General features: G+C 40.2%; 15 protein-coding genes. 4 read left to right on the top strand and 11 right to left on the bottom strand.

Going from position 1 to position 20,011, the window contains the following annotated elements; all coding sequences use genetic code 11:
• Positions 1-368 precede the first annotated feature (368 nt).
• From AAG807_RS20540 to AAG807_RS20520, 5 genes are all read right to left on the bottom strand, one after another.
• Positions 369-2,672 (bottom strand): helix-turn-helix domain-containing protein, encoded by a 2,304-nt coding sequence (locus AAG807_RS20540; RefSeq protein WP_341908299.1) that lies wholly within the window; start codon positions 2,670-2,672, stop codon positions 369-371.
• Between the two features lie 53 nt (positions 2,673-2,725).
• Positions 2,726-4,066, bottom strand: coding sequence for a carboxypeptidase-like regulatory domain-containing protein (locus tag AAG807_RS20535; protein ID WP_341908297.1), 1,341 nt, complete (start codon positions 4,064-4,066; stop codon positions 2,726-2,728).
• 41 nt (positions 4,067-4,107) lie between these two features.
• Entirely contained in the window at positions 4,108-5,412 is a 1,305-nt protein-coding gene (locus AAG807_RS20530) for a hypothetical protein (protein ID WP_341908295.1), read from the bottom strand.
• Positions 5,413-5,432: 20 nt separating this feature from the next.
• Positions 5,433-6,755, bottom strand: a complete 1,323-nt coding sequence (locus AAG807_RS20525) for a carboxypeptidase-like regulatory domain-containing protein (RefSeq protein ID WP_341908293.1) — start codon at positions 6,753-6,755, stop codon at positions 5,433-5,435.
• A gap of 148 nt (positions 6,756-6,903) precedes the next feature.
• Positions 6,904-8,616: a hypothetical protein gene (locus AAG807_RS20520; protein ID WP_341908291.1), complete on the bottom strand. Its 1,713-nt coding sequence runs from the start codon at positions 8,614-8,616 to the stop codon at positions 6,904-6,906.
• A gap of 108 nt (positions 8,617-8,724) precedes the next feature.
• On the opposite strand from AAG807_RS20520, the gene AAG807_RS20515 reads away from it, so the two are divergent.
• Together AAG807_RS20515 and AAG807_RS20510 are read left to right on the top strand one after the other, a co-directional pair.
• Positions 8,725-8,862 carry a hypothetical protein gene (locus tag AAG807_RS20515; RefSeq protein WP_341908289.1) on the top strand — a complete coding sequence of 46 codons (138 nt, stop codon included), beginning with the start codon at positions 8,725-8,727 and terminating at the stop codon, positions 8,860-8,862.
• Positions 8,863-9,082: 220 nt separating this feature from the next.
• Entirely contained in the window at positions 9,083-9,220 is a 138-nt protein-coding gene (locus AAG807_RS20510; RefSeq protein ID WP_294858879.1) for a hypothetical protein, read from the top strand.
• A 45-nt stretch (positions 9,221-9,265) separates the two neighbouring features.
• Here the strand turns inward: AAG807_RS20510 and lptB are convergent, their stop codons facing one another.
• The 4 genes from lptB to tatC are packed head-to-tail and all read right to left on the bottom strand — an operon-like array spanning position 9,266 to position 14,116.
• Complete coding sequence (gene lptB, locus AAG807_RS20505; RefSeq protein WP_341908287.1) at positions 9,266-10,000, bottom strand: LPS export ABC transporter ATP-binding protein; 735 nt, start codon at positions 9,998-10,000, stop codon at positions 9,266-9,268.
• A 34-nt stretch (positions 10,001-10,034) separates the two neighbouring features.
• The gene (locus AAG807_RS20500; RefSeq protein WP_341908285.1) at positions 10,035-10,802 is read right to left on the bottom strand and encodes a hypothetical protein; all 768 of its coding nucleotides are present in this window, start codon (positions 10,800-10,802) and stop codon (positions 10,035-10,037) included.
• Positions 10,803-10,811: 9 nt separating this feature from the next.
• Entirely contained in the window at positions 10,812-13,271 is a 2,460-nt protein-coding gene (locus AAG807_RS20495) for a DUF5686 family protein (protein ID WP_341908283.1), read from the bottom strand.
• Between the two features lie 47 nt (positions 13,272-13,318).
• Positions 13,319-14,116: a twin-arginine translocase subunit TatC gene (gene tatC / locus AAG807_RS20490; protein WP_341908281.1), complete on the bottom strand. Its 798-nt coding sequence runs from the start codon at positions 14,114-14,116 to the stop codon at positions 13,319-13,321.
• 176 nt (positions 14,117-14,292) lie between these two features.
• On the opposite strand from tatC, the gene recQ reads away from it, so the two are divergent.
• The gene (gene recQ, locus AAG807_RS20485) at positions 14,293-16,473 is read left to right on the top strand and encodes a DNA helicase RecQ (RefSeq protein WP_341908280.1); all 2,181 of its coding nucleotides are present in this window, start codon (positions 14,293-14,295) and stop codon (positions 16,471-16,473) included.
• A 125-nt stretch (positions 16,474-16,598) separates the two neighbouring features.
• On the opposite strand, the gene AAG807_RS20480 is transcribed toward recQ, so the two are convergent.
• Positions 16,599-17,393 carry a thymidylate synthase gene (locus AAG807_RS20480; protein WP_341908278.1) on the bottom strand — a complete coding sequence of 265 codons (795 nt, stop codon included), beginning with the start codon at positions 17,391-17,393 and terminating at the stop codon, positions 16,599-16,601.
• A 128-nt stretch (positions 17,394-17,521) separates the two neighbouring features.
• Between AAG807_RS20480 and AAG807_RS20475 the strand changes: the two genes are divergently transcribed.
• A complete protein-coding gene (locus AAG807_RS20475) occupies positions 17,522-17,899 on the top strand; it encodes a hypothetical protein (RefSeq protein ID WP_341908276.1) in 378 nt (125 codons plus the stop codon).
• A 36-nt stretch (positions 17,900-17,935) separates the two neighbouring features.
• Here AAG807_RS20475 and AAG807_RS20470 read toward each other — a convergent pair whose 3' ends face one another.
• A complete protein-coding gene (locus AAG807_RS20470; protein ID WP_341908275.1) occupies positions 17,936-19,993 on the bottom strand; it encodes a CotH kinase family protein in 2,058 nt (685 codons plus the stop codon).
• Positions 19,994-20,011 lie beyond the last annotated feature (18 nt).

Genomic DNA, 20,011 nt, shown 5'->3' with positions numbered 1-20,011 from the left:
CTTCTGCTTCTTCCAGATACGATTCGATTTCACTGATTTATTCGGGTTTTACAATCTACCTGCTATGTAGTTCAGGACGCCAGTTCGCCAATTTGCCATATTGCGAACCGTCAGTTTTTGCTGGGAGTGTAGATTGATTTTCACAACATCTTCGAAGCCTGAGCCAATTTCATTCGTCATGACTCACTTTATCTTCCAATTCCTCTTTGAGAGTTCCTAAAGTTTTCCCTTCCGCTTTTTCCAAATATGATTCGATTTCATTGATTTATTCGAATCTTACAATCTACTTGCTGTGGAGTTCAGGACACCAATTCGCCAATTTGCCATATTGCGAACCATCAGTTTTTGCTGGGAGTGCAGAGTGATTTTCACAACATCTTCGAAGCCTGAACCAACTTCAATTCGCCATAACTCACTTTATCTCCCAATTCTTCTTTAAGTGTTCCCAATGTTTTTCCTTCGGCTTCTTCCAGATACGATTCAATTTCACTGATTCGTTTCGGATCCAGAACATCCGTGATGTCAATTTTTTCCTGCTGGATCAGTTTCGCGAAATGCCCTTCAATAGTGGAAATGCCCAATTGGCGCTCGTTGGCAATTTCTTCCATCGATTTGCCTTCTTCGAATAGCTCCAGAGTGATTTCGTAGGTGTTCTTTTTGACGACTTTTTCCTCCTTCACCTTTTTGGCTTTCACCAATTTGATGACATCCACAAATTCCTCTTCCATCATCTCATCCATCATGGATCTGTTCGCTCTCAATTCCTGTTGAATGCTGTGACCTTTCGCAATGACATAATTCGTTATTTCAGCCGATTTGACGGTTTCTTTGGTGAACGGCTTTCCATTCAAAATGGCTTCCATCAATAAGCGCCCTTTCATCAAACGATGAACGACAGCGACCACTTCCTGTTCCAATTCCTCTAATTCTTCTGAATAACTCTTTGTTTTTTTGATCTTAGCCAATTCATAACGCCTTTTCATGATCGAATAGACCTGTGCATCCAAGGGTTTGAAAAAATACTGGTAAGCTGCCTGAACGCGTTCATAGATAAAGTTCCATTCAGGTTTTTCTTTCGAAAAGAGATTGCTTAGCTGGTTCTGGAATTTTCGTGCTGCATCGAAGGTCGCGTGAACAGTTTGTAACTGGTTTGCGACCCATGAAACGTCTTTTCCCTTTTCTGTTTTCGGTCCCTGATTTTTAAAGCCCAATTCGAAAGTTGCCCATTTGGTAGTGTAATCGTACCAATCAAATGCCTGAATCAGACTCGTATAAACAAAGCGAGCCGTTTCCTGATCCAAATACAATTGCATGCGTTCTTCGGGAGCTTTATTGGAAGAGTAGGAAACAACCGATTGGTCATTCACCAATCCATTCATGGAAAGCGGTTTTAATAGCACCAATCCGGCAAGGCTTCGCAAACGGGAAAGGGCAACGTATGCCTGACCGGGAGCAAAAACATTGGAAACATCCAAAACTGCTTTGTCAAAAGTCAAGCCCTGGCTTTTATGAATGGTAATGGCCCAAGCCAGTTTGATCGGGTAGTGGACAAAGGTCCCGAGAACTTCTTCCTCAATTTCCCCTTTTTGCTCGTTCAGGGTATATTTGATATTATTCCATTCGTATTTTTCAACCGTAATGCTCCGTTTTTCTTCTTTGAAGAACACTTCTATTTCATCTTTCGTGAGCGATTTGACAACGCCCATTTTTCCGTTGTAGAAATTCTTTTCAAATGAAATATCATTCTTGATAAACATGATTTGTGCGCCCACCTTGAGTTCCGTTTCTTTTTCAAGCGGGAACAGATGAGGAGGGAAATCTCCTTTGATTTCTGCCGTGTAGGTCACAGACTTTTCTTTCAATGAATTCAATGCCGTGGCATTCATTAAATCTGCTTTCGAATTATGTGTCGTCAGGGTAATGTACCCTTCTTCCTTGGTGGAATCGAAAGTGGGATTCACATATTTTTCAAGCAATTTTTGGTCTTCAATCGTTACCTGGTTATTTCTTAAATTGTTCAGCAGGTCAATGAACAACTGGTCGTCTTGCCGGAAGATTTTTTCCAATTCAATGTAAACAGGAGCTTGTTCCTGAAGAACCTGTGCATTGAAAAAGAAAATACCGTGATAATATTTTTGTAAGACACTCCATTCTTCGGGTTTGATAACCGGTGGAAGTTGTAAGAGGTCTCCAATGAAAAGCACTTGTAATCCACCGAACGGACTGTTATTCTTGCGGACATTTCTCAAAGTCCAATCGATAGCATCCAATAAATCGGCACGCAGCATGGAAACTTCGTCGATGATCAGTAATTCGACATTGCGAATGAGATTCTGACGGGTTTTATTGAAATGAAAATGGCGTTTGAGTGTTTCTTTCGATTCAAATTTGGTGTTTCCGGCAACTAATCCGTCCGAAATGAATTCCGGGATAAAAGAGCTGAATGGAAGTTGAAAAAAGGAATGAATCGTCACACCTCCGGCATTTAATGCAGCAATACCTGTTGGAGCGACAATGACCGTATTCTTATGTGTGGTCTCAACAATTTTCTTTAGAAGCGTTGTTTTCCCCGTTCCAGCCTTTCCTGTGAGAAAAACCGGACTGTTGGTTTGATTGATAAATCGTTCTGTAAATTCAGCAGGATTGCTGATGGATTCTATGCTATTTTTCATCTGTTACTTGAAGATAATCAAAATTAGTTTGTCCACAAGCCGAAAACCAATCTTTAACGATTTGTCAGATGCTGTTTGAAAATATAGTGCATGCTCAGATCCAAATAGTCCTTGTAAACATAGTAGATGAAATCTTTTCGAATCTGAATGTGTTCAGGGTAAATATGATCTTTGATTTGAACCACTTCTTCCGTTTTTCCGGTTGTTAAATTGATTTTTCGAAGGCTTGTAATTCCATCTCTTTCGAAACGTGCGTAAATCTGTGTTTTTTCAATATTCGGGATGAGTTCAGTTTTCCAACCTCTGAAATACTGGTAGGAGATGGGGAAACTTCTAACCCGAACTCCTGATTTGGTAAATACAATGGCGGAATCATTCGGATGGTCAAAAATGATTAAAGAATCGTTCAATTCAAACAATGGAGCATAGATCGGCTTTAAAAGGATTAGATCATAAAATTGTTGGGTACTCCAGCGCTCTCGTGCTTTCTGAAGGTCATGTCTGTCATTGGAAAGCTTGTCACTATGATTCGCATTGGATTCCTTTAGAATTTCTGTAACGGTTTGTTTATTCTCTCGCTGATAATCTTTTAACTGTCGGGCTTTTTGCCGATCCTGACTAACGTAAAGGATTTTGCTCGATTTCGTTCTTTTTGTAATCAATTGATATTCCAGATACTGCTTTTGATTCATGTATGAGCGAATGATGATCGAAGTGTCATCCGCGTAAGAACAGTTGTCTAATATTCCAATGGACTTGTGATAGGGTGAAGGGGAGAAGATCCCAACGGATTGACCGACAATGGATGTTTCATAAATACTGTCGTTATAGATCAGGTGAAATTTCCCGGCGCAATCCTGTCTTATCTGCTTGGGGTGTTTGCGGATGGATGTTTCATAAACCTTGTCGCCCATCTCATTCAGATGTCTCAAAAAATAATGATGCTCATCACTGCAACAGAGCAAAATGTTCCCGTCTTCTTCCAGTTTGAAATCCAGTACATTGGCTTGTTTTCTAGGGTATACCCAAAACTTGTTTGCTCCATTAATGGTCACTTCTTCTAGTTGAGTTTCTTTAGCAGTCATCACCACATTGACCTTCATGGTGTCTTTCCATTTTTCAGGAAATAAAAGAATGTCGGTAAAGTCGCTGTATTGGTTGCTTTTTACAGTAAGCTGAGCTGGAAAATTTCCGTTTTTGATAATGAAATAACCGCCGGAATTAGTTCGTGCATTATGAATGTCGATTTGGACAGATGCATTTTTGATGGGAGTTCCTGTTTCATTTACAACCTTCCCTTTGATGACAATATCGTCCTGAGCCCAGCTGAAATTCGTTACGATAGAACATGGAACCAGGAGAAATAAAAACCAAACTTTGAGTAAATGCAACATGGGTTTATTTGATGGTTGAAATTTAGACAAAAAAATGAGGCTTATTCAAGATGTTGTTTAAAAATGTAATGCATACTCTGATCCAGGTAATCTTTGTAGGTGTAATAAATGAAATCTCCATGAATTTGCAGATGTTCCGGGAAAACATGTTTCTCGAGTTGGATGGTTCGCTGTATTTTTCCGTTTGTCGGGTTAATTTCCCGCAGGGTGGTTATTCCCTCCGAATCATACCGGGCGAAGATCTTTGTTTTTTCAAGGTTTGTAATAAGTTCCTTTTTCCAGCCGTCGAAGTATTGATAGAAAATCGGAAATGAGCGTACACGCATACCATCCTTGGTGAAAACCACTGCTGAATCATTGACATGATCGAAAATGAAGAGCGAATCATTTAATTCAAACAGTGGAATGTAGACCGGATTAATCACAATGAGTTCGTAGAATTGCTTGTTGTTCCATATTTTGCGGGTTTTTTTGAGTTCCTCTGAATCTTGAGAATGGAACATTTTTTCGTCAGCCCTGTAATGTTCATATTCGTATTCCTCCATTTGTCTGTATTCTGTGCGGTCTTCCCCAACATAAAGTGTTTTTGATCGTTTGGATTGGATATTGATGGCAAGGTATTCAATACGTTGGTCTTCATTTGAGTAGTTGTATTTTACCAGGTTCTTATCGTCTTTGTAGACACAGGATTTTAGAAGATTATAAATACCGGAGAGCGCTAATGGCTGGAAAATCCCCATTGAATTATTGACAACGGCAGTTTCATAAATACTGTCAGAATAGATCAGGTGAATAGTTTCCATGCAATCCCTGTAGAGTTGTTTTGGATGGTTTCGGATCGGTATTTCGTTTGTTTTTTCTCCCTTTGCGTTCAAACTTCGCATGAAATAACGGTTCTCATCACTGCAGCATAATAAAATCCCATCATCCGGTTGCACGAGAAAGTCCAATACGTTAGCTTGTTTTCTCGGATAGACCCAAAAAATCTGTTCAGCAGAAACGGTAACTTCTTCTATTTGTGTTTCTTTTCCTAATAAAACCACGGAAACCTGGATGGTATCTTTCCATTTTTCAGGAAGGACAATCATGTCAAGGTATTCTGAATACAAAGGATGATTGACAGTTAATTGTGCGGGAAATTCCGTGTTTTTGACAACGAAGAAACCGTTGTCGTTTGTTCGTGCATCGCGGCTTCCAACTTTAATAGCTGCATTTTTTACGGGAGTCCCTTTTTCATTGGTGACTTTTCCTTTAACGATTGCCTCTGCTTGCGACCAAGTGGTATTGATTGCCCCTCCTGCGAAAAGCAATAAAAAAATAAGTCCGGTGTGATTTAAATGTTTCATAGTGATTCAGTAAAAAGTGATTATTCTTTCAGCGGCTGCTTATAGAGGTAATGAATACTATTATCCAGGTAATGCTTATAAATATAATACGCATAATTAGTGCGAATTTGAATGCGTATGGGATGAATGTGTTTCTCTAAGATGTCTGTATTAATGACTTTTCCTGTGGATGGATTGATTTGACGAAGTGTCACTAATCCCTCTATTTCATATTTGGCATATAACTTTGTTTTCTCTTCGTTGAGAAACAATTCACTCTTCCAATTCTCGAGATAATGGTAACTGATCTGGAACGAACGGATGTACTTTCCTGAGATGTTGTAAACCAAAGCACTGTCCTTGAAATGGTCGAATACAAAAACAGAATCGTTGATCTCGAAAATAGGGGCATATAGTGGTTTTTTCAAAATCTGGTTGTAAAACTGCTGGTTTTGCCATTTTTGCCGGTCGTTTGAGGTGTTCACTATGTTTGGAAGTCTGTAATTGGGATTCCACAAAGGAACAGGAATGTCGTTCGCTGCAGCATACTCATCCAGTTGGCGCATCTGTTGAATATCACTTGTGATGTAAAGCTGGCTTGGTTTTTTGGTGTTTCGATCCAGCTTGGTATATTCTACCAGTTTGTTGTGAGCTCCCAATCGTTTGATAATAAAATTATCTTCGCTGGAAATCACACAAGGACTTAAAATCTCCATAGTCTCAATATAGGAATGCCCAGCAAGCATACCGATCGACTTGCCAATGAACTTTAATTCGAAAATGCTGTCTGCATAAACCAAGTGTGTTCCTCCGGTGCAGTCTTCAAAGAAGTTAAGTGGATTTTTTTTGATTGGAAGATCCATTATCTTCTCTCCGATTGAATCCAATCTTCTTAGAAAGTAGTTGTGATCTTCCTTGCAAACCAATAGGATTTCGTTCTCAATAAGTGTGAAATCGATAATATGTGTGTTGGCTTTTTGATACGCCCAAATCACGCGTGTAGCACTGATGGTCACTTCATCCAATTCCGTTTCCTTGTTCTCCATGATCACGTTCAGGAAAAGTGTGTCCTTTCTGTATTCCGGGGCACGAATCACTTCGAGGTAATCGGTGTAAAGAGCATGTCTGATAGTTAGTTGAGCAGGAAACTCATTGATTTTAAGCAGGAAGTTTCCTTTCGCATTTGTTTTGGTGTTTTGCTGTCCAAGTCTCACCTCTGCGCCAATCACGCGTTGATTCTGTTCGTTAATAACTGTTCCCTTGACAACAACATCTTGTGAATAAGCGGATTGATGAACTGAAAATGCAATAACCACCATCAAAATGGATTTCAGGAATGGATTAGATATGCATAAGTAGCTCATTGGATTGAAGATAAATAAAAAAAACAATGAGGTCAAATGAATTGATTAAAGTGAGTAGTTGATTGATTTTAGTTAATTACGAATGCCGAATGCCGAATGCCGAATGCCGAATGCCGAATGCCGAATTTGTTTTTTAAGTAATTCGTAATTAGAAATAGGCCACATATCCAAAATGCACTTTTGAATCCCGGAAGAGGATGGGATTGGAAAACTGTTGTCCTAAAGCATACGTCAGGGAGAAAATCCCGATATTGGTTCCGAAACACAATCCGGCACCGAATCCTTTGGGAGAATCGTGAACATAGGCCTTAACATTTCGTTCGTACCAACTTTGGTCGTAAAAGACGAAGAGATAAGAATTCTGGTCGAGAATAAATCGGGGTTCGATAGTCAGTGTCGCACGAAAGGTTCCCAATAATTCATCCTCCATAAACCCTCGCTGGGTGAGATTTCCACCAAACCGGATCAATTCATTCTGCTGGATGTTGTTGGTGTAAAAAGATTCACTCAACAATCCTCCTTTTATGACAAAGCGTTTCCCGAGGGATTGATAGTATTCGATTTGTAATTTTCCTCCATAAATCAGGTAATGGCTGGTGATGGAATCCTTTTTAAGTGTTCTTTTCCCAATGTTTCCCTCCAGATACCAGATAAATCCTTTTCTCGGATTGGGTAAATAATCCACCGTTTGATTGCGGAATGAGAGTCCGTAAAGGTTGCTTTTGGAACTTCCGTAGGCCAAGCCGGTATTTGCAGCTCCAAGTAAATTGGATTGCTGGTTCTTGTAAAATCCGGTCAATGTTTTTCCGCCGGAAACGAAATAGGTTACCCCGATACTGGTTTTAAGTTCCAGGAATGTCGAATCCCTTTTGAAAAGTGAAAACTGACCATCCAACCCGAAAGGGGTATTGAATAAGAACGGATACGATGCCTGAATCTTCAATTGGGGACTTCCCGGCTGAATGGAACGCCAGTTCAGATCAAACAATTCTCCGTGTTTGAATGCATTTTGAAGTTTCAGACGGATATCTCCGGTTAACTGATACTTTAATTTGATGGGATCCTGCTGAAGACCGATTGTCCCGTTGAATAAGGAAACCGGTTTCGTTTCAATGTAAAGGTAAAGATTGGCTCCTTCAGGTGTGAACAGGATTTCGGCCGGTTTTATCTGTTTCACAAAGATTAATTGCGTAAGCCGGGTATTGATCAAATCCACTTGTTCCTGATTGTACCAAGCTCCGTTTTCAATGTGCAGGAAATTCTCCAGGTATTTTTTGGAAAGTTTAACCTTGTTGCCGGAAACGATCAACTCATTCCATTTGACCCGGGAATTAGGAGTTACGATCAATTCTGCAAAAAGAGCTTCATTCTCCATGCGCAGATCTTCAAATGAAACCTGCGCAAATGGATATCCTGCGATTTCAAAATCGTGAAGGACACGTTGAAGGCTCTTGGAAATTTCCATGGGATTGGGAGGAAGTGTTTCAATGGTACGTGGACTGATTCCTATTTCCCGAAGTGCCCTTTTACTGTTGTCTGAAATGGAAAGGTTCAGCTCTTTGTATCTTAAACCAAGGGTGAAATAAGCTTCACTATTCAAACTGTCGGTAGGAATGATCGAATCAATTCCGAAGGTCAGATATCCTTTTTTATACGCCAGGAATTGAATATCCCGGAGTTGATTATTCAGCGAGAGAGTATCCGAATAATTGAAACTATTCTTTTTACTGATCTTTTTAAAGGTGGCTTCTGAAAAATGAATTGTTTTCTGTGAATAAAGTATTGGAGATACAAAAAGGGATAGGTTGATCAAAAGACCAAGCATCCATTTTTTCTCAATAAATTTACCGAAATGCTTCAATTTCAATTATTTCCTTTCACAAATGTCAAGAATATTCTATAATATAACGCTGAAAGTAGTAAGTTTGTATAGAAGAACCAATTAGTATGAACCATTAAACTGAGAATCATGAAAAAATTATTTGGAATTCTTGCTGTTGCCTTGTTTGTAGCCTTGGCAAGTGCCTCTTGTAAGACAAAAGCAAATTGTGATGCTTACAATGGAATGGCAGATCAGAATCAGCAATCAGAAAAAATGGATCATTAATTGTTCGGAATAGTATTCTACTTGAAATGTAGATAAATAGGAGGTTTCGAAGTAATCATTGCTTGAAAAGTTAAAAAAAAGCGGTTAATTTCGATTAAATCACAAATAATGAACAGTTGTAAAAAATGGAATGTGAATAATATTTTTGGCTAACTAACGTTAAAAAATGATAGCTTTGTATCCAGACAACAACTAGTAAACTAAAAAACAATCAATAACTATGAAGAAATTTTTTGCCTACGCAGCAATGGCTGCTTTCTTAGCGGTAGTTTTAGCAGCTTGCGGATCATCTAGAGGACATTGCGATGCTTACGGAAGTGTTGACAACACAGAAAACGCTGATTTAGCATCTAAATAACGAAACAAACCAAAAGTCTCTTCCCACGGAGGCTTTTTTTTGTGACTAGCTGTTCTTAGATCGTAGAACGAAATTTTGACCTAGATAAACCTTGCGTACCTGTTCATCAGAAGCCAGCTCTTCAGCCGTACCGGATTTCAAAATACTTCCTTCAAACAAAAGATAAGCTCTGTCTGTAATCGATAACGTTTCCTGTACATTGTGATCTGTTATCAGGATTCCGATATTTCGTTTACGCAAATCAGAAACAATACTTTGAATATCTTCAACTGCAATCGGATCCACTCCGGCAAAAGGTTCGTCCAATAAAACGAATTTGGGATTGGTTGCTAAGGCACGTGCAATTTCTGTTCGTCTCTTTTCTCCACCGGAAAGCCTGTTTCCCAGATTCTTCCGGACTTTCGTCAGACTGAATTCCTCCAACAGCTGTTCCATCTTTTCCTTGCGTTCCACCTTATTCAAATCGGAAAGCTCTAGAATGGATAGGATATTGTCTTCCACACTCAATTTTCTAAAGACGGAAACCTCTTGTGGGAGATACCCGATTCCCAATTGGGAACGTTTGTACATGGGATAATGTGTGATTTCCAGATCATCCAGAAAGACATGTCCTTCATCCGGTTTGACCAAACCAACCATCATATAGAAGGAAGTTGTTTTTCCTGCGCCGTTCGGACCTAATAAACCAACAATTTCTCCCTGGTTCACCTCGATAGAGACTCCTTTGACTACGTTCCGACCTTTATAGGTCTTTTTGATATCGTGTGTATGTAATTTCACCTTAGCAAAAGTAAGATATTTTTTCTAGCATGAATTATTTTGTGCTGTTGCCCTTTTCCAGTTCTTTTCTTTTTGCAACAGATTGACGAATCCAGAAAATGTGATTCCTTTTTTCTTTGTAGGACATGTGTTTTGATTCCTCTATCGCGGTATCTAAAAGTTGAATTGCCTCCGCAACGCGTTGTTGATTTTCCAGAAAACAAGCGTAAGCATGCTTCCCTTCGAAATCCGAATAGCGTGTATTGAATTGTTCGTATTCTGTTTCAGCCTCTTTATTCTTTCCTAGTTTTTCCAAAGATCTGGCCAAGGATAAATGAGCTTGTGAACGAGTGAAATCAGGATGTTTATATACCAAACTAGCTAATTCAATTACTTTTTCATATTGGCTGATTGCGTAATTTGATCGTATCATGGCTGTGATTAACTCGGGCTCGTTGGAAAAAAGCCCATGACGGTTTTGTTCATACAACGCGAGTGCTTCTTCATCTCTACCAAGTGCCTGATAGTAATTAGCCAATAACATTCGGTTTTGAAAGGTGTCGGAGAATTTTAGATTGCGTTCAAGTTGTTTCAGATTGCCATGCGGACGAACCATGGTGTTTACATTGCTGGTTACCGAATTCAATTTGTCCCGGGTCAGAACAATTGTGAAAATGTAGATCAGGCTGCCGATAAATGGCAGAAAGATGATGAGCCATAACCACTGATTGGAATGACCCTTGCGCATACAATGAAATACACAGAATCCTTGAAGGATTAGGGATATGAAGTAATTTGAATAAAGGAGGTGTATTAAATTCATGGCTAAAAATTAGAAAGCAAATGACCAACGCGCCCGAATTCCCAAAGGAGGAATGCCCGGAGCCAAATGGGTGATTCTCCAAACCAGATCTACCCGACCAAGTTTGAAAATGTTCTCAATTCCGACTGAAGCTTCTGCATATGGGGTATTTCCGAATTGTTTGGTAAAGGATGGAATGATCATCACTTCCTGGTGTCTCTGGCTGATCGCACCATAGGTGATCCGTCCTGTAGTTACCAATCTCCATTTCAATTTCTTAATTAAAGGGATCCGATCGAACAATAAGCCTTGCCAATGTTGTTCAAAGAATCCGCCGACATATCGGTCGGAAATGAACTCAAAATAAGACATTCGGTTGAAGGAATTCGTATACAGCCAATAAGATTGACTTCCCTCATGTACTTTCAGGAAAGGATAGGCAACTGTTCCCATCACCACACCGGCATTCACTCCATAGCGAAGTCTACCCAAAATCCCGATGTTCCGGCTGTGTTCCATGGCGAATTCCAGTTTCTGATAATTGTAATCACTTCCTAAAAGACCTTTTATTCCAAAAATTCCCTGAACGGATAAAATGGGGAACTTGGAAGGTAAGGTTGTGCGATCAAAATTTCCCGAAATGAACTCTTCGTCTTTACACCATCTGAAACGCAAAGTGACTTCTGAACTTTGAACATGTTTGATGGTGTCGAGACCGCCAAATTCATTTTTACGTTCATAGGTAGCCAAACCTAGCGGAGTATATTCTTTCCATTCGAAGCCTCCATAAATTACAAAATCTTTCCCGAAATCCTTTTCCAGGTTGATTCCTGCCTTATCGACAAAAGTCAATTTATCCAGAGGTCCTGTCCGTAAAAGTGAGCTGAAAGTTGATCCAACTGCCGCTGCAGTCGGTGAAATTCCGATCTGTTCAATGTCCCTGTTTCCATAAATGATCAGGAGTCCGCGTTTCTTTGGTGTGATATTGATCCGCGTCGTCAATCCGTATTTGAAGCGCTTGTCCCCAAAGCCATAATACAGCCGTCCGCCAAATTCAATTCGCTTGGAAAAGGCATTGGAAGTGCGGATTGCCAAACCTGTACGGAATTTCTCAACCGGATTCACGGAAATGAGGGAATAGATGGAGCCGAGTTCGATCTTGCCAATCGGATAATACCCCGAAGCAAGCATGTAAGTGGAATTCTTCAGGAATTTAAAGAAAGGGTCTTGATTCAACGAATCAACCATATTATCGATTCCATTCTCCTGTTCATTCAGCGGAATATGTCGATGTGTAATCCAATATTCCTTGTCCCGGATCTTGGCACTGTCTTCGAGTTCTACAGTGAAATCACTTTTGTAAAAGTCATCAGGTCGGTCCTTGTTGATCACAAAATTCTTTCGCGAGGAATATTTACGGCCGTAGAAACCATAGAGTTGTGTTCCTTTGGTGACTTTCAGATCCAGGATCATCTTTTCCTCCGTAAGCATCCATACTTCCGGTTTCACCTGATCGAAATGATGTTCCATGTACATATCCTGTACATAATTGATATTTGCTCCCGGAGATAGTTTCGCTTTGAACGTTTTTACGGCGTAAGTGGTGTCATTGATCCACATTTCTCCTTCAAAGGTCATGTCACCCGTTCTTTTTGGGGTGAAACGCAATTTGTAGCACCAATTGTTATCGATGAACATACTGTCTTCCAGGTAAAACTTGTAATAGTTTCGGGCAAAACCCGCCACCGGACTGATAAATGCCTTTTGAAAGATGTTTAAATAATTGTCGTAGATGTTGAAGTCCAGATACATTTCCCCAAGGAACTGGTTCAATTGCAGGTTTTCAATTCCGGAAATACGGGTAGCAGAAACCAATTCCCGTTTCTTTTTCGGGTTGTTCTTGTAGCTGAATTGTGAAATGTTCTCCGAAAGGATAACAGGGAGGTAAGTTTTCCCGCCATCGACTGAATCGAGGTAGTCCATCACCAAATCCAAACGTTTGACAATATCACGATCCTTGAATTTGTCGCCAATATTGTTGAGGTCGATTTGAATCTTATTGTATAACTCGTATTCGTAGGAACTTAGTTTTTCCTTGTTGTTAGCGTCCTTGTGGGCAATCACTTTCTTGTGCAGGGTGGTGGACGGAAATTCATCGGGTGGTTTGATCGTGACTTCCGTGATATCCATTATTGATTCAGTCAGTCTCACATCAATAACCTGTTCCTGATCTTTCTTGACCGCTTTTCTGACCATGGTAAACTCCGGCATGAAATAAGTCACACTATCCGTTGCATAGTAAGTTTGCAAGACATAGAAGCCCAGACTGTCCGTAAGTGTTCCAATTTTTGAATATTGAAATTGAACCCGTACATCAGGAATTCCTTCTCCTGTTTCTGCATCAACGACACGACCGGAAACTTTGGTCTGTTGTGAATAGACAAAGCTATGAGTCAGGCAGAGCAGAAATAGAATCCTTAGTTTGAACATAGATGGCATAAAACTAAGAAAAACTCAGGGTAAAAACAAGATAGAACTTATTGGTTTGCTTCCTCTTTCAAGCGTGTTTTTTCAACACGTTTCACTACAAAAATTCCAATCTCGTAAAGAAGCAAGATCGGGATGCTTACAATTACCTGTGAAATCATGTCCGGAGGAGTAATAATGGCAGCAAGTATTAAAACCACTACAATCGAATGTTTGCGGTATTTTTTGAGGAAACCGGAGGAAACAATTCCCAGTTTTCCCATGATATAAGCCAGAATCGGAAGTAAAAAGAATAATCCGGAATAGAATACGGTAGAAAGGATTGTACTCATATACGAATTGATGGTGAAATCATTCTTGATCTCTTTGGTGATCTGGTAGGTTCCGAAGAACTGAACACTCATCGGCGCCACAATGAAATAACCGAATAAAATTCCAAGAAAGAAAAGAAGACTGACATAAAAGACAATTCCTTTTACCATTTGCTTTTCGTTCTGTTTCAAGCCCGGTTTTACGAATGACCAAAGCTGATGGAAAATAAAAGGGAACCCGATAACGACTCCACCCAGGAAACTCATCCACAATGCATAAGAGAATTGACCTCCCATGGTGGTAGATTGAAAATTGATGGGAATTTCGTCTACACACATAAAATGCATGTATTTACAGAACACATGGAAGGTGAAAAAATCCGGTTTGCTCATCGAAAGGAAAACATGGGTCATGATCCAGTCCTGAAACGACCAGATAACAATGGCTAAAACGATGATTACAGCAGCGCATCTAACCAGTCTCCATCTCAATTCTTCGAGATGTTGTAAGAACGACATATTTTTTTCCTCTTCCATACTTTGGCGCAAAGTTAATAATTCATCAAAATTTACGGGTAATGAAATGTTAATAGTTGTTTTTTATTGATTTATCTTGTATTTTAGTGTAGTTGCCGATTTTATAGCGCCTTTGCGTTTTATTATCTGTAATTTCGATAACGTTAATTTAGGTAATCCTCTAATATTCAAACTTTATGGATCAGAATGATCTAAAAGAAGCTCTAAGGAAATTTTTTGGTTTCGATCAATTCAAGGGACAACAAGAAAATATAATCACCAATGTGTTACAAAAGAAGAACACGTTTGTAATTATGCCCACCGGTGGTGGCAAGTCTCTTTGTTACCAACTTCCTGCATTATTATCAGAAGGTACAGCAATTGTAGTTTCTCCATTGATTGCATTGATGAAAAATCAAGTGGATGCAATCCGGAATGTGAGTGACCACAACTCGATTGCACATTTTTTGAATTCATCTCTCAGTAAAACCGAAATCAACCGGGTGAAAGATGATATCCTTGCTGGTAAAACAAAACTACTCTACGTAGCTCCTGAATCACTTACCAAACAAGAGAACATTGATTTTTTAACTTCTGTGCCGATTTCGTTTTTCGCAATTGATGAAGCGCATTGTATTTCAGAATGGGGACATGATTTCCGCCCTGAATACAGAAGGTTAAGAGAGATTTTTGAGAAAATTTCAGATGTGGCAATCATTGCATTGACAGCTACTGCCACACCGAAGGTTCAGGCGGATATCCAAAAGAACCTCAATATGATGGATGCGAAATTGTTCAAGTCGTCATTCAACAGGGATAATTTGTATTATGAAATCCGGGCGAAAAAGGATGTTGAAAAAGAGATCATTCGTTATATCCGTCAGCGCCAGGGGAAATCAGGGATCATTTACTGCCTTTCCAGGAAAAAAGTGGAAGAGATGGCTGAACTGCTGCAAGTGAACGGAATCAATGCGTTGGCTTATCATGCCGGTCTGGATGCTACAACCCGCGGGAAGCATCAGGATATGTTCCTGATGGAAGAAGTGGATGTGATTGTTGCAACCATTGCTTTCGGGATGGGAATCGATAAGCCGGATGTGCGTTTTGTGATTCACCACGATATTCCGAAATCATTGGAAAGTTATTACCAGGAAACGGGTAGAGCCGGACGTGATGGCGGAGTGGGGGAATGTATTACATTTTATTCCTACAAGGACATTGAAAAATTGGAGAAATTCCTTCAAGGGAAACCGGTTGCCGAACAAGAAATTGGAAAACAGTTATTGAGTGAGATCGTTTCCTATTCTGAAACGTCTGTCTGCCGCAGAAAATTCATCTTGCATTATTTCGGAGAGGTCTTCGATGAGAAAGGATGCAATGAAATGTGTGATAATTGTAAGTATCCACGGGAGAAATTGGAAGGAAAGGAATTTGTTCATCAATTGCTTCAAGTAGTTGATTTCCTTCAGGAACAACAAAAATCCAAACACGTTTGTGCCTTTCTATCCGGTGGTGTGACGGCTGAAATCAAAAGCTACCGGCATGACCAGGCTCCGTTATTCGGTGTTGGAAAAGAACGCGACGAACATTTCTGGAATGCAGTTATCAGACAAACGGTGGTTGCCGGGTTGCTTTACAAGGATATTGAAACTTACGGAACCCTGAAGTTTACAGAAAACGGAAAGAAATTCCTCGCGAATCCGGTGTCATTTACCTTGTTGAAACAACATGATTATTCAGCCTCCGATGAGGACGATGGAATTGTTGCTCCTGGCAAAGGTGGTGCTTTCGATGAGGTTCTATATGACATGCTGATTGATTTGCGGAAATCACTTTCAAAACAAAACAATATTCCTCCATTTGTCATTTTTCAGGAACCGACCCTGAAAGATATGTGTTTCCAATATCCGATCACGATTGATGAGTTAACAAACTGTCAGGGAGTAGGTGCAGGGAAAGCACAACGTTACGGTCAGCCCTTTGTTGAGATGATCCTTCAGTATGTGGAAGACAATGATATTGACAGACCGCAGGATCTGGTGGTGAAATCATTGATCAATAAATCCGTATTGAAAGTCCAGCTGATTCAGAATATCGATCGCAAGTTACCTTTGGAAGATATCGGAAGAGCTCAGGGTAAATCGATGGATGAGGTGATTGAAGAGATTGAAGCAATTGTTTCTTCCGGAACACGGGTGAATATCAATTACTATATTGACGACATTTTGGATTCGGATAATCAGGATGAGATCTACGATTACTTTTCAGAAGCTGAAACAGATGACTTGGCGACGGCATATCATGAATTCGACGGAGATTATACCGAAGAGGAATTGCGTTTGATGCGCATCAAATTTATGAGTGAAATGGCGAATTAACCTTTCAATAAATATTGGGTATAAAAACAGTAGGGACGCAATGCATTGCGTCCCTACTGTGCATTGCGTCCCTACTGTGCATTTCGTCCCTACTGTGCATTTCGTCCCTACGTTTTAATTCGGTTTTATACTGCCACAGCAGCCTTAATATGTGGGTGCGGATCGTAATTCAATAATTCGAAATCTTCGTATTTGAACCCGAAAATGTCTTTTACGTTCGGATTGATCTTCATAGTTGGAAGCGGTCTGAAATCACGCTCCAATTGCAATTTTGCCTGATCCAGATGATTGGAATACAAATGAGCATCACCCAATGTATGGATAAATTCTCCCGGTTTTAAATCACATACCTGAGCCACCATCATGGTTAATAGAGCATACGATGCAATATTGAATGGAACTCCTAAAAAGGTATCGGCAGAGCGTTGATACAACTGACAACTTAATTTTCCATCAGCAACATAAAACTGGAACATCGTGTGGCAAGGAGGTAAAGCCATGTTATCTACATAAGCTACGTTCCATGCATTTACAATCAATCTACGTGAATTCGGATTTTTTTTGATCTGCTCGATCAGATTTGAGATCTGGTCAATCGAACCACCTTCCGGGGTTGGCCACGAACGCCATTGATATCCGTAAACAGGACCTAAATTTCCGTTTTCATCCGCCCATTCATCCCAAATGGAAACATTATTGTCCTTTAGGTATTGGATGTTTGTATCACCTTGAAGAAACCACAACAATTCATGGATAATCGAACGCAAGTGTAATTTTTTTGTCGTTAGGACAGGAAACCCTTCTTCCAGATTGAAGCGCATTTGATATCCGAAAGTGGATAAAGTACCTGTTCCGGTGCGGTCTCCTTTGAAAGTTCCTTTGTCTAGAATGTGCTGTAATAAATCGTGATATTGTTTCATTTGAGTGTTGAAATGAGCATTGGAAAACTAACCCCGAAGTTAGGAAAATTAATCGCAGGCAATTTGATTTGGTTGATAATTCGATTGGTTTGTTGATTCCTTTATCTATTTTTACTCAAAACTAAAAGATGCGTTTTTGTTTATTACTTCTGGTCTTAACTTGTTCCATTAGTGGGAATTCTCAGGAAATAAAAAAGAAATACCTGGGCGTTTTCACCGGTGAAATTCCTTCCTATGCATTGGAATTGGGAGAGGAAGTTTTTCAGGTTCAGAGTGCGCAAATGGAAGTTGAGTTGAAACCCGAGGGAATCCTCATTGAAAAGATCGCTTCAAAGGAAATCAAGGGAACCTATCAATTCATCAAAGAGGATAAAAGCGGAATTTACTTCGAAGCCAAATTGGACGGACAGTTCATTCCTGAAAGTTATATCCTCTATAAAAAAGAGAAGCGTTTAGAGCGAAAGGGAATCTATCCGCAGCCCGATGTATTTCTCAAGAAAAATTAGATGATCAGTGGTGACGCGATGCGTCGCGTCCGTACATTAATTTTTCACCACCTTAACTCGGCTGATTGAACTTCCTTCCTGGATTTCCACCCAATAGATCCCACTGCTTAAAGAGCTTGAAAAGTTGCTTAACTTGACATCATTCATTCCGTAAGTCGGAGCTATTTTCAAAAAGCTGATTTCATTTCCATTCAGATTGAACAATTTCACTTGTGCATTGCTGATTCCCGCAGAAAACCAGGATACGTGAAGGTCTTCATTGAATGGATTCGGATAAACCGTTAAAGAGGCAATTTCCTGTTCAATGATTCCCAAATGACAAGTTCCGATAATGTGATTGTCTATCCACGTCGCCCGATCGATGATCCATGTTTTGATTGCTGTAACTTCTCCCGGATAATCTGCAGGAATCGGACTTGGATTAGGCCAGGTATAAACACCTAAAAGTGGCCACTTGTCAAAATGTCTGTCTTTTGCAGTATCGATGTATTGTGCTATCGAATCAATCTTTGCATCAAGTGAATCGTTTGAAAGGAACGTTTGACGAAGGGTTGTCCAACGGCATTTTAACTCGTCCTGAAACCATGGGTCTTCCAACATGCGAGTCCACCAGGTTGGAGGCTGCCATCCACCCGGACAAGTAGTTGAAAAATCGTATTGCCAACCGGTAGCATCATTTCCAGCACAATAATCCGAATTCCACCAGGCTAAATTGAAATCCCACATAGGACCCATGCGTAATTTTCCTCCTTTGGAATCTTTCTCTTTATGAAGGAAGGTACTTAGGCGATAACCATCTACATTCTTACTGATTTCATTCAGGATCAGGAAATCGATAAAGGTTTCGGGCACACTGTATTTCCGATATCCGGTTGTCGGATCCGTGAAATTCGGACCGGCAAGTGAAGTCTCGAACGAATCGACATATGCCTGGATATAATCTTTTTGTTGCGGTTGAATATCATTGGATTTCGGATAATGATATTGAAAATTGATATCGGAATTGTCAGCTGCCAGATAATTGGATACCCATCCGTCAACATTGGATCCGGTAGACTTATCAATCTTGATGATGTATCCGCCTGTCAGGTCATCACCGGCAATATCGGTTGGTAGTAGTTTTGCAATGTCCACTCTGTTGGGGTCACGTTTGATCTTTTCCATCAAGGTATAGATTCCCTGGTATTGCCCATTCAAGACCAATTCGCAAAGAACAGTCCGTGAGGCATAATGCTGCATCTTATTTGCCAGTTCATACGTCAGGATGTTTCGCATGCAGCTTTTATCATTGTATGGAGCATATAAGATCCAATCGTGCTCGTCGGGCATTCCCAGGAGGATTGTGTCTTTTACAGTTCCGTTGATATCACGTGTTTCAAAACCATACGATTTTTGAGGGAAATCTCCGGATGTGGAACCTCTTCTTTCAATTCCGATCTTATTGTTGTATGCGTTGGGAAAATCAGTCACTTGATTGAGATTTCCCGGACCATTATCGATCATCTTCATTTGAGCCTCAATCTTCGGTTCGTCAGGAATGTCCTGATTATTCGTGTTGAGAATGACAATTGGTAAGTTACTGCTTACAAATGGCTGATAAGTTGCCGGAGTGTTCCCAAAAGTGATGGACCAGGAGTCCAATGTTCCTTGGTCACCGCTGGCCGAATCGTAGATCCGCATTTTCCAGGTTCCGTTCGGGTTTTGATTGTTATTTGCATATCCAAGAGGATTCATGGATTTGAAAGTTCCGCTAAAAGGAGCGCTTTGGACTACGATGGAAGTCGTCGCATCTCCACGCAAACAGGTTCCGTCGAAATCATCGTCACTTCCTCCTATGGCAGAAAAAAGGATGATTTGCGTTCCGTCCGGCGCTTCAAGAGTAGCGGTTACATCCGCATCCCAGGTATGTGTTATTGATAGGCAAACTTGTTCCAAACCAAAAGTTGTTTGGTTGATTGTCGTTGGCAAAGCACTTACGTTTAGGGATTTTACCAATTCCTGGTTATCCTGGATGTTTCCGGATGTTCCGTTGAAAGTTTGACCATAGGAAATCACACTTATTACAAGTGCCAGAGAGGAGAGTGTAGTTTTCATTCAATGTTATTGAAACAT

This window comes from Fluviicola taffensis DSM 16823, from assembly GCF_943372375.1.
GTDB lineage: Bacteria > Bacteroidota > Bacteroidia > Flavobacteriales_D > Crocinitomicaceae > Fluviicola > Fluviicola taffensis_A.
The sequence above is the reverse complement of the archived record's forward strand: the minus strand, read 5'-3'. Positions and strand labels throughout refer to the sequence as shown.

Excerpts from the sequence above, each read along its gene's own strand:
- AAG807_RS20525 (WP_341908293.1), bottom strand. The coding sequence starts at position 6,755 with ATGAGCTACTTATGCATATCTAATCCATTCCTGAAATCCATTTTGATG.
- AAG807_RS20500 (WP_341908285.1), bottom strand. The coding sequence starts at position 10,802 with ATGAATTTAATACACCTCCTTTATTCAAATTACTTCATATCCCTAATC.
- AAG807_RS20515 (WP_341908289.1), top strand. The coding sequence starts at position 8,725 with ATGAAAAAATTATTTGGAATTCTTGCTGTTGCCTTGTTTGTAGCCTTG.
- AAG807_RS20480 (WP_341908278.1), bottom strand. The coding sequence starts at position 17,393 with ATGAAACAATATCACGATTTATTACAGCACATTCTAGACAAAGGAACT.
- recQ (WP_341908280.1), top strand. The coding sequence starts at position 14,293 with ATGGATCAGAATGATCTAAAAGAAGCTCTAAGGAAATTTTTTGGTTTC.
- AAG807_RS20510 (WP_294858879.1), top strand. The coding sequence starts at position 9,083 with ATGAAGAAATTTTTTGCCTACGCAGCAATGGCTGCTTTCTTAGCGGTA.
- AAG807_RS20530 (WP_341908295.1), bottom strand. The coding sequence starts at position 5,412 with ATGAAACATTTAAATCACACCGGACTTATTTTTTTATTGCTTTTCGCA.
- AAG807_RS20470 (WP_341908275.1), bottom strand. The coding sequence starts at position 19,993 with ATGAAAACTACACTCTCCTCTCTGGCACTTGTAATAAGTGTGATTTCC.
- AAG807_RS20495 (WP_341908283.1), bottom strand. The coding sequence starts at position 13,271 with ATGTTCAAACTAAGGATTCTATTTCTGCTCTGCCTGACTCATAGCTTT.
- AAG807_RS20540 (WP_341908299.1), bottom strand. The coding sequence starts at position 2,672 with ATGAAAAATAGCATAGAATCCATCAGCAATCCTGCTGAATTTACAGAA.
- AAG807_RS20535 (WP_341908297.1), bottom strand. The coding sequence starts at position 4,066 with ATGTTGCATTTACTCAAAGTTTGGTTTTTATTTCTCCTGGTTCCATGT.
- tatC (WP_341908281.1), bottom strand. The coding sequence starts at position 14,116 with ATGGAAGAGGAAAAAAATATGTCGTTCTTACAACATCTCGAAGAATTG.
- AAG807_RS20475 (WP_341908276.1), top strand. The coding sequence starts at position 17,522 with ATGCGTTTTTGTTTATTACTTCTGGTCTTAACTTGTTCCATTAGTGGG.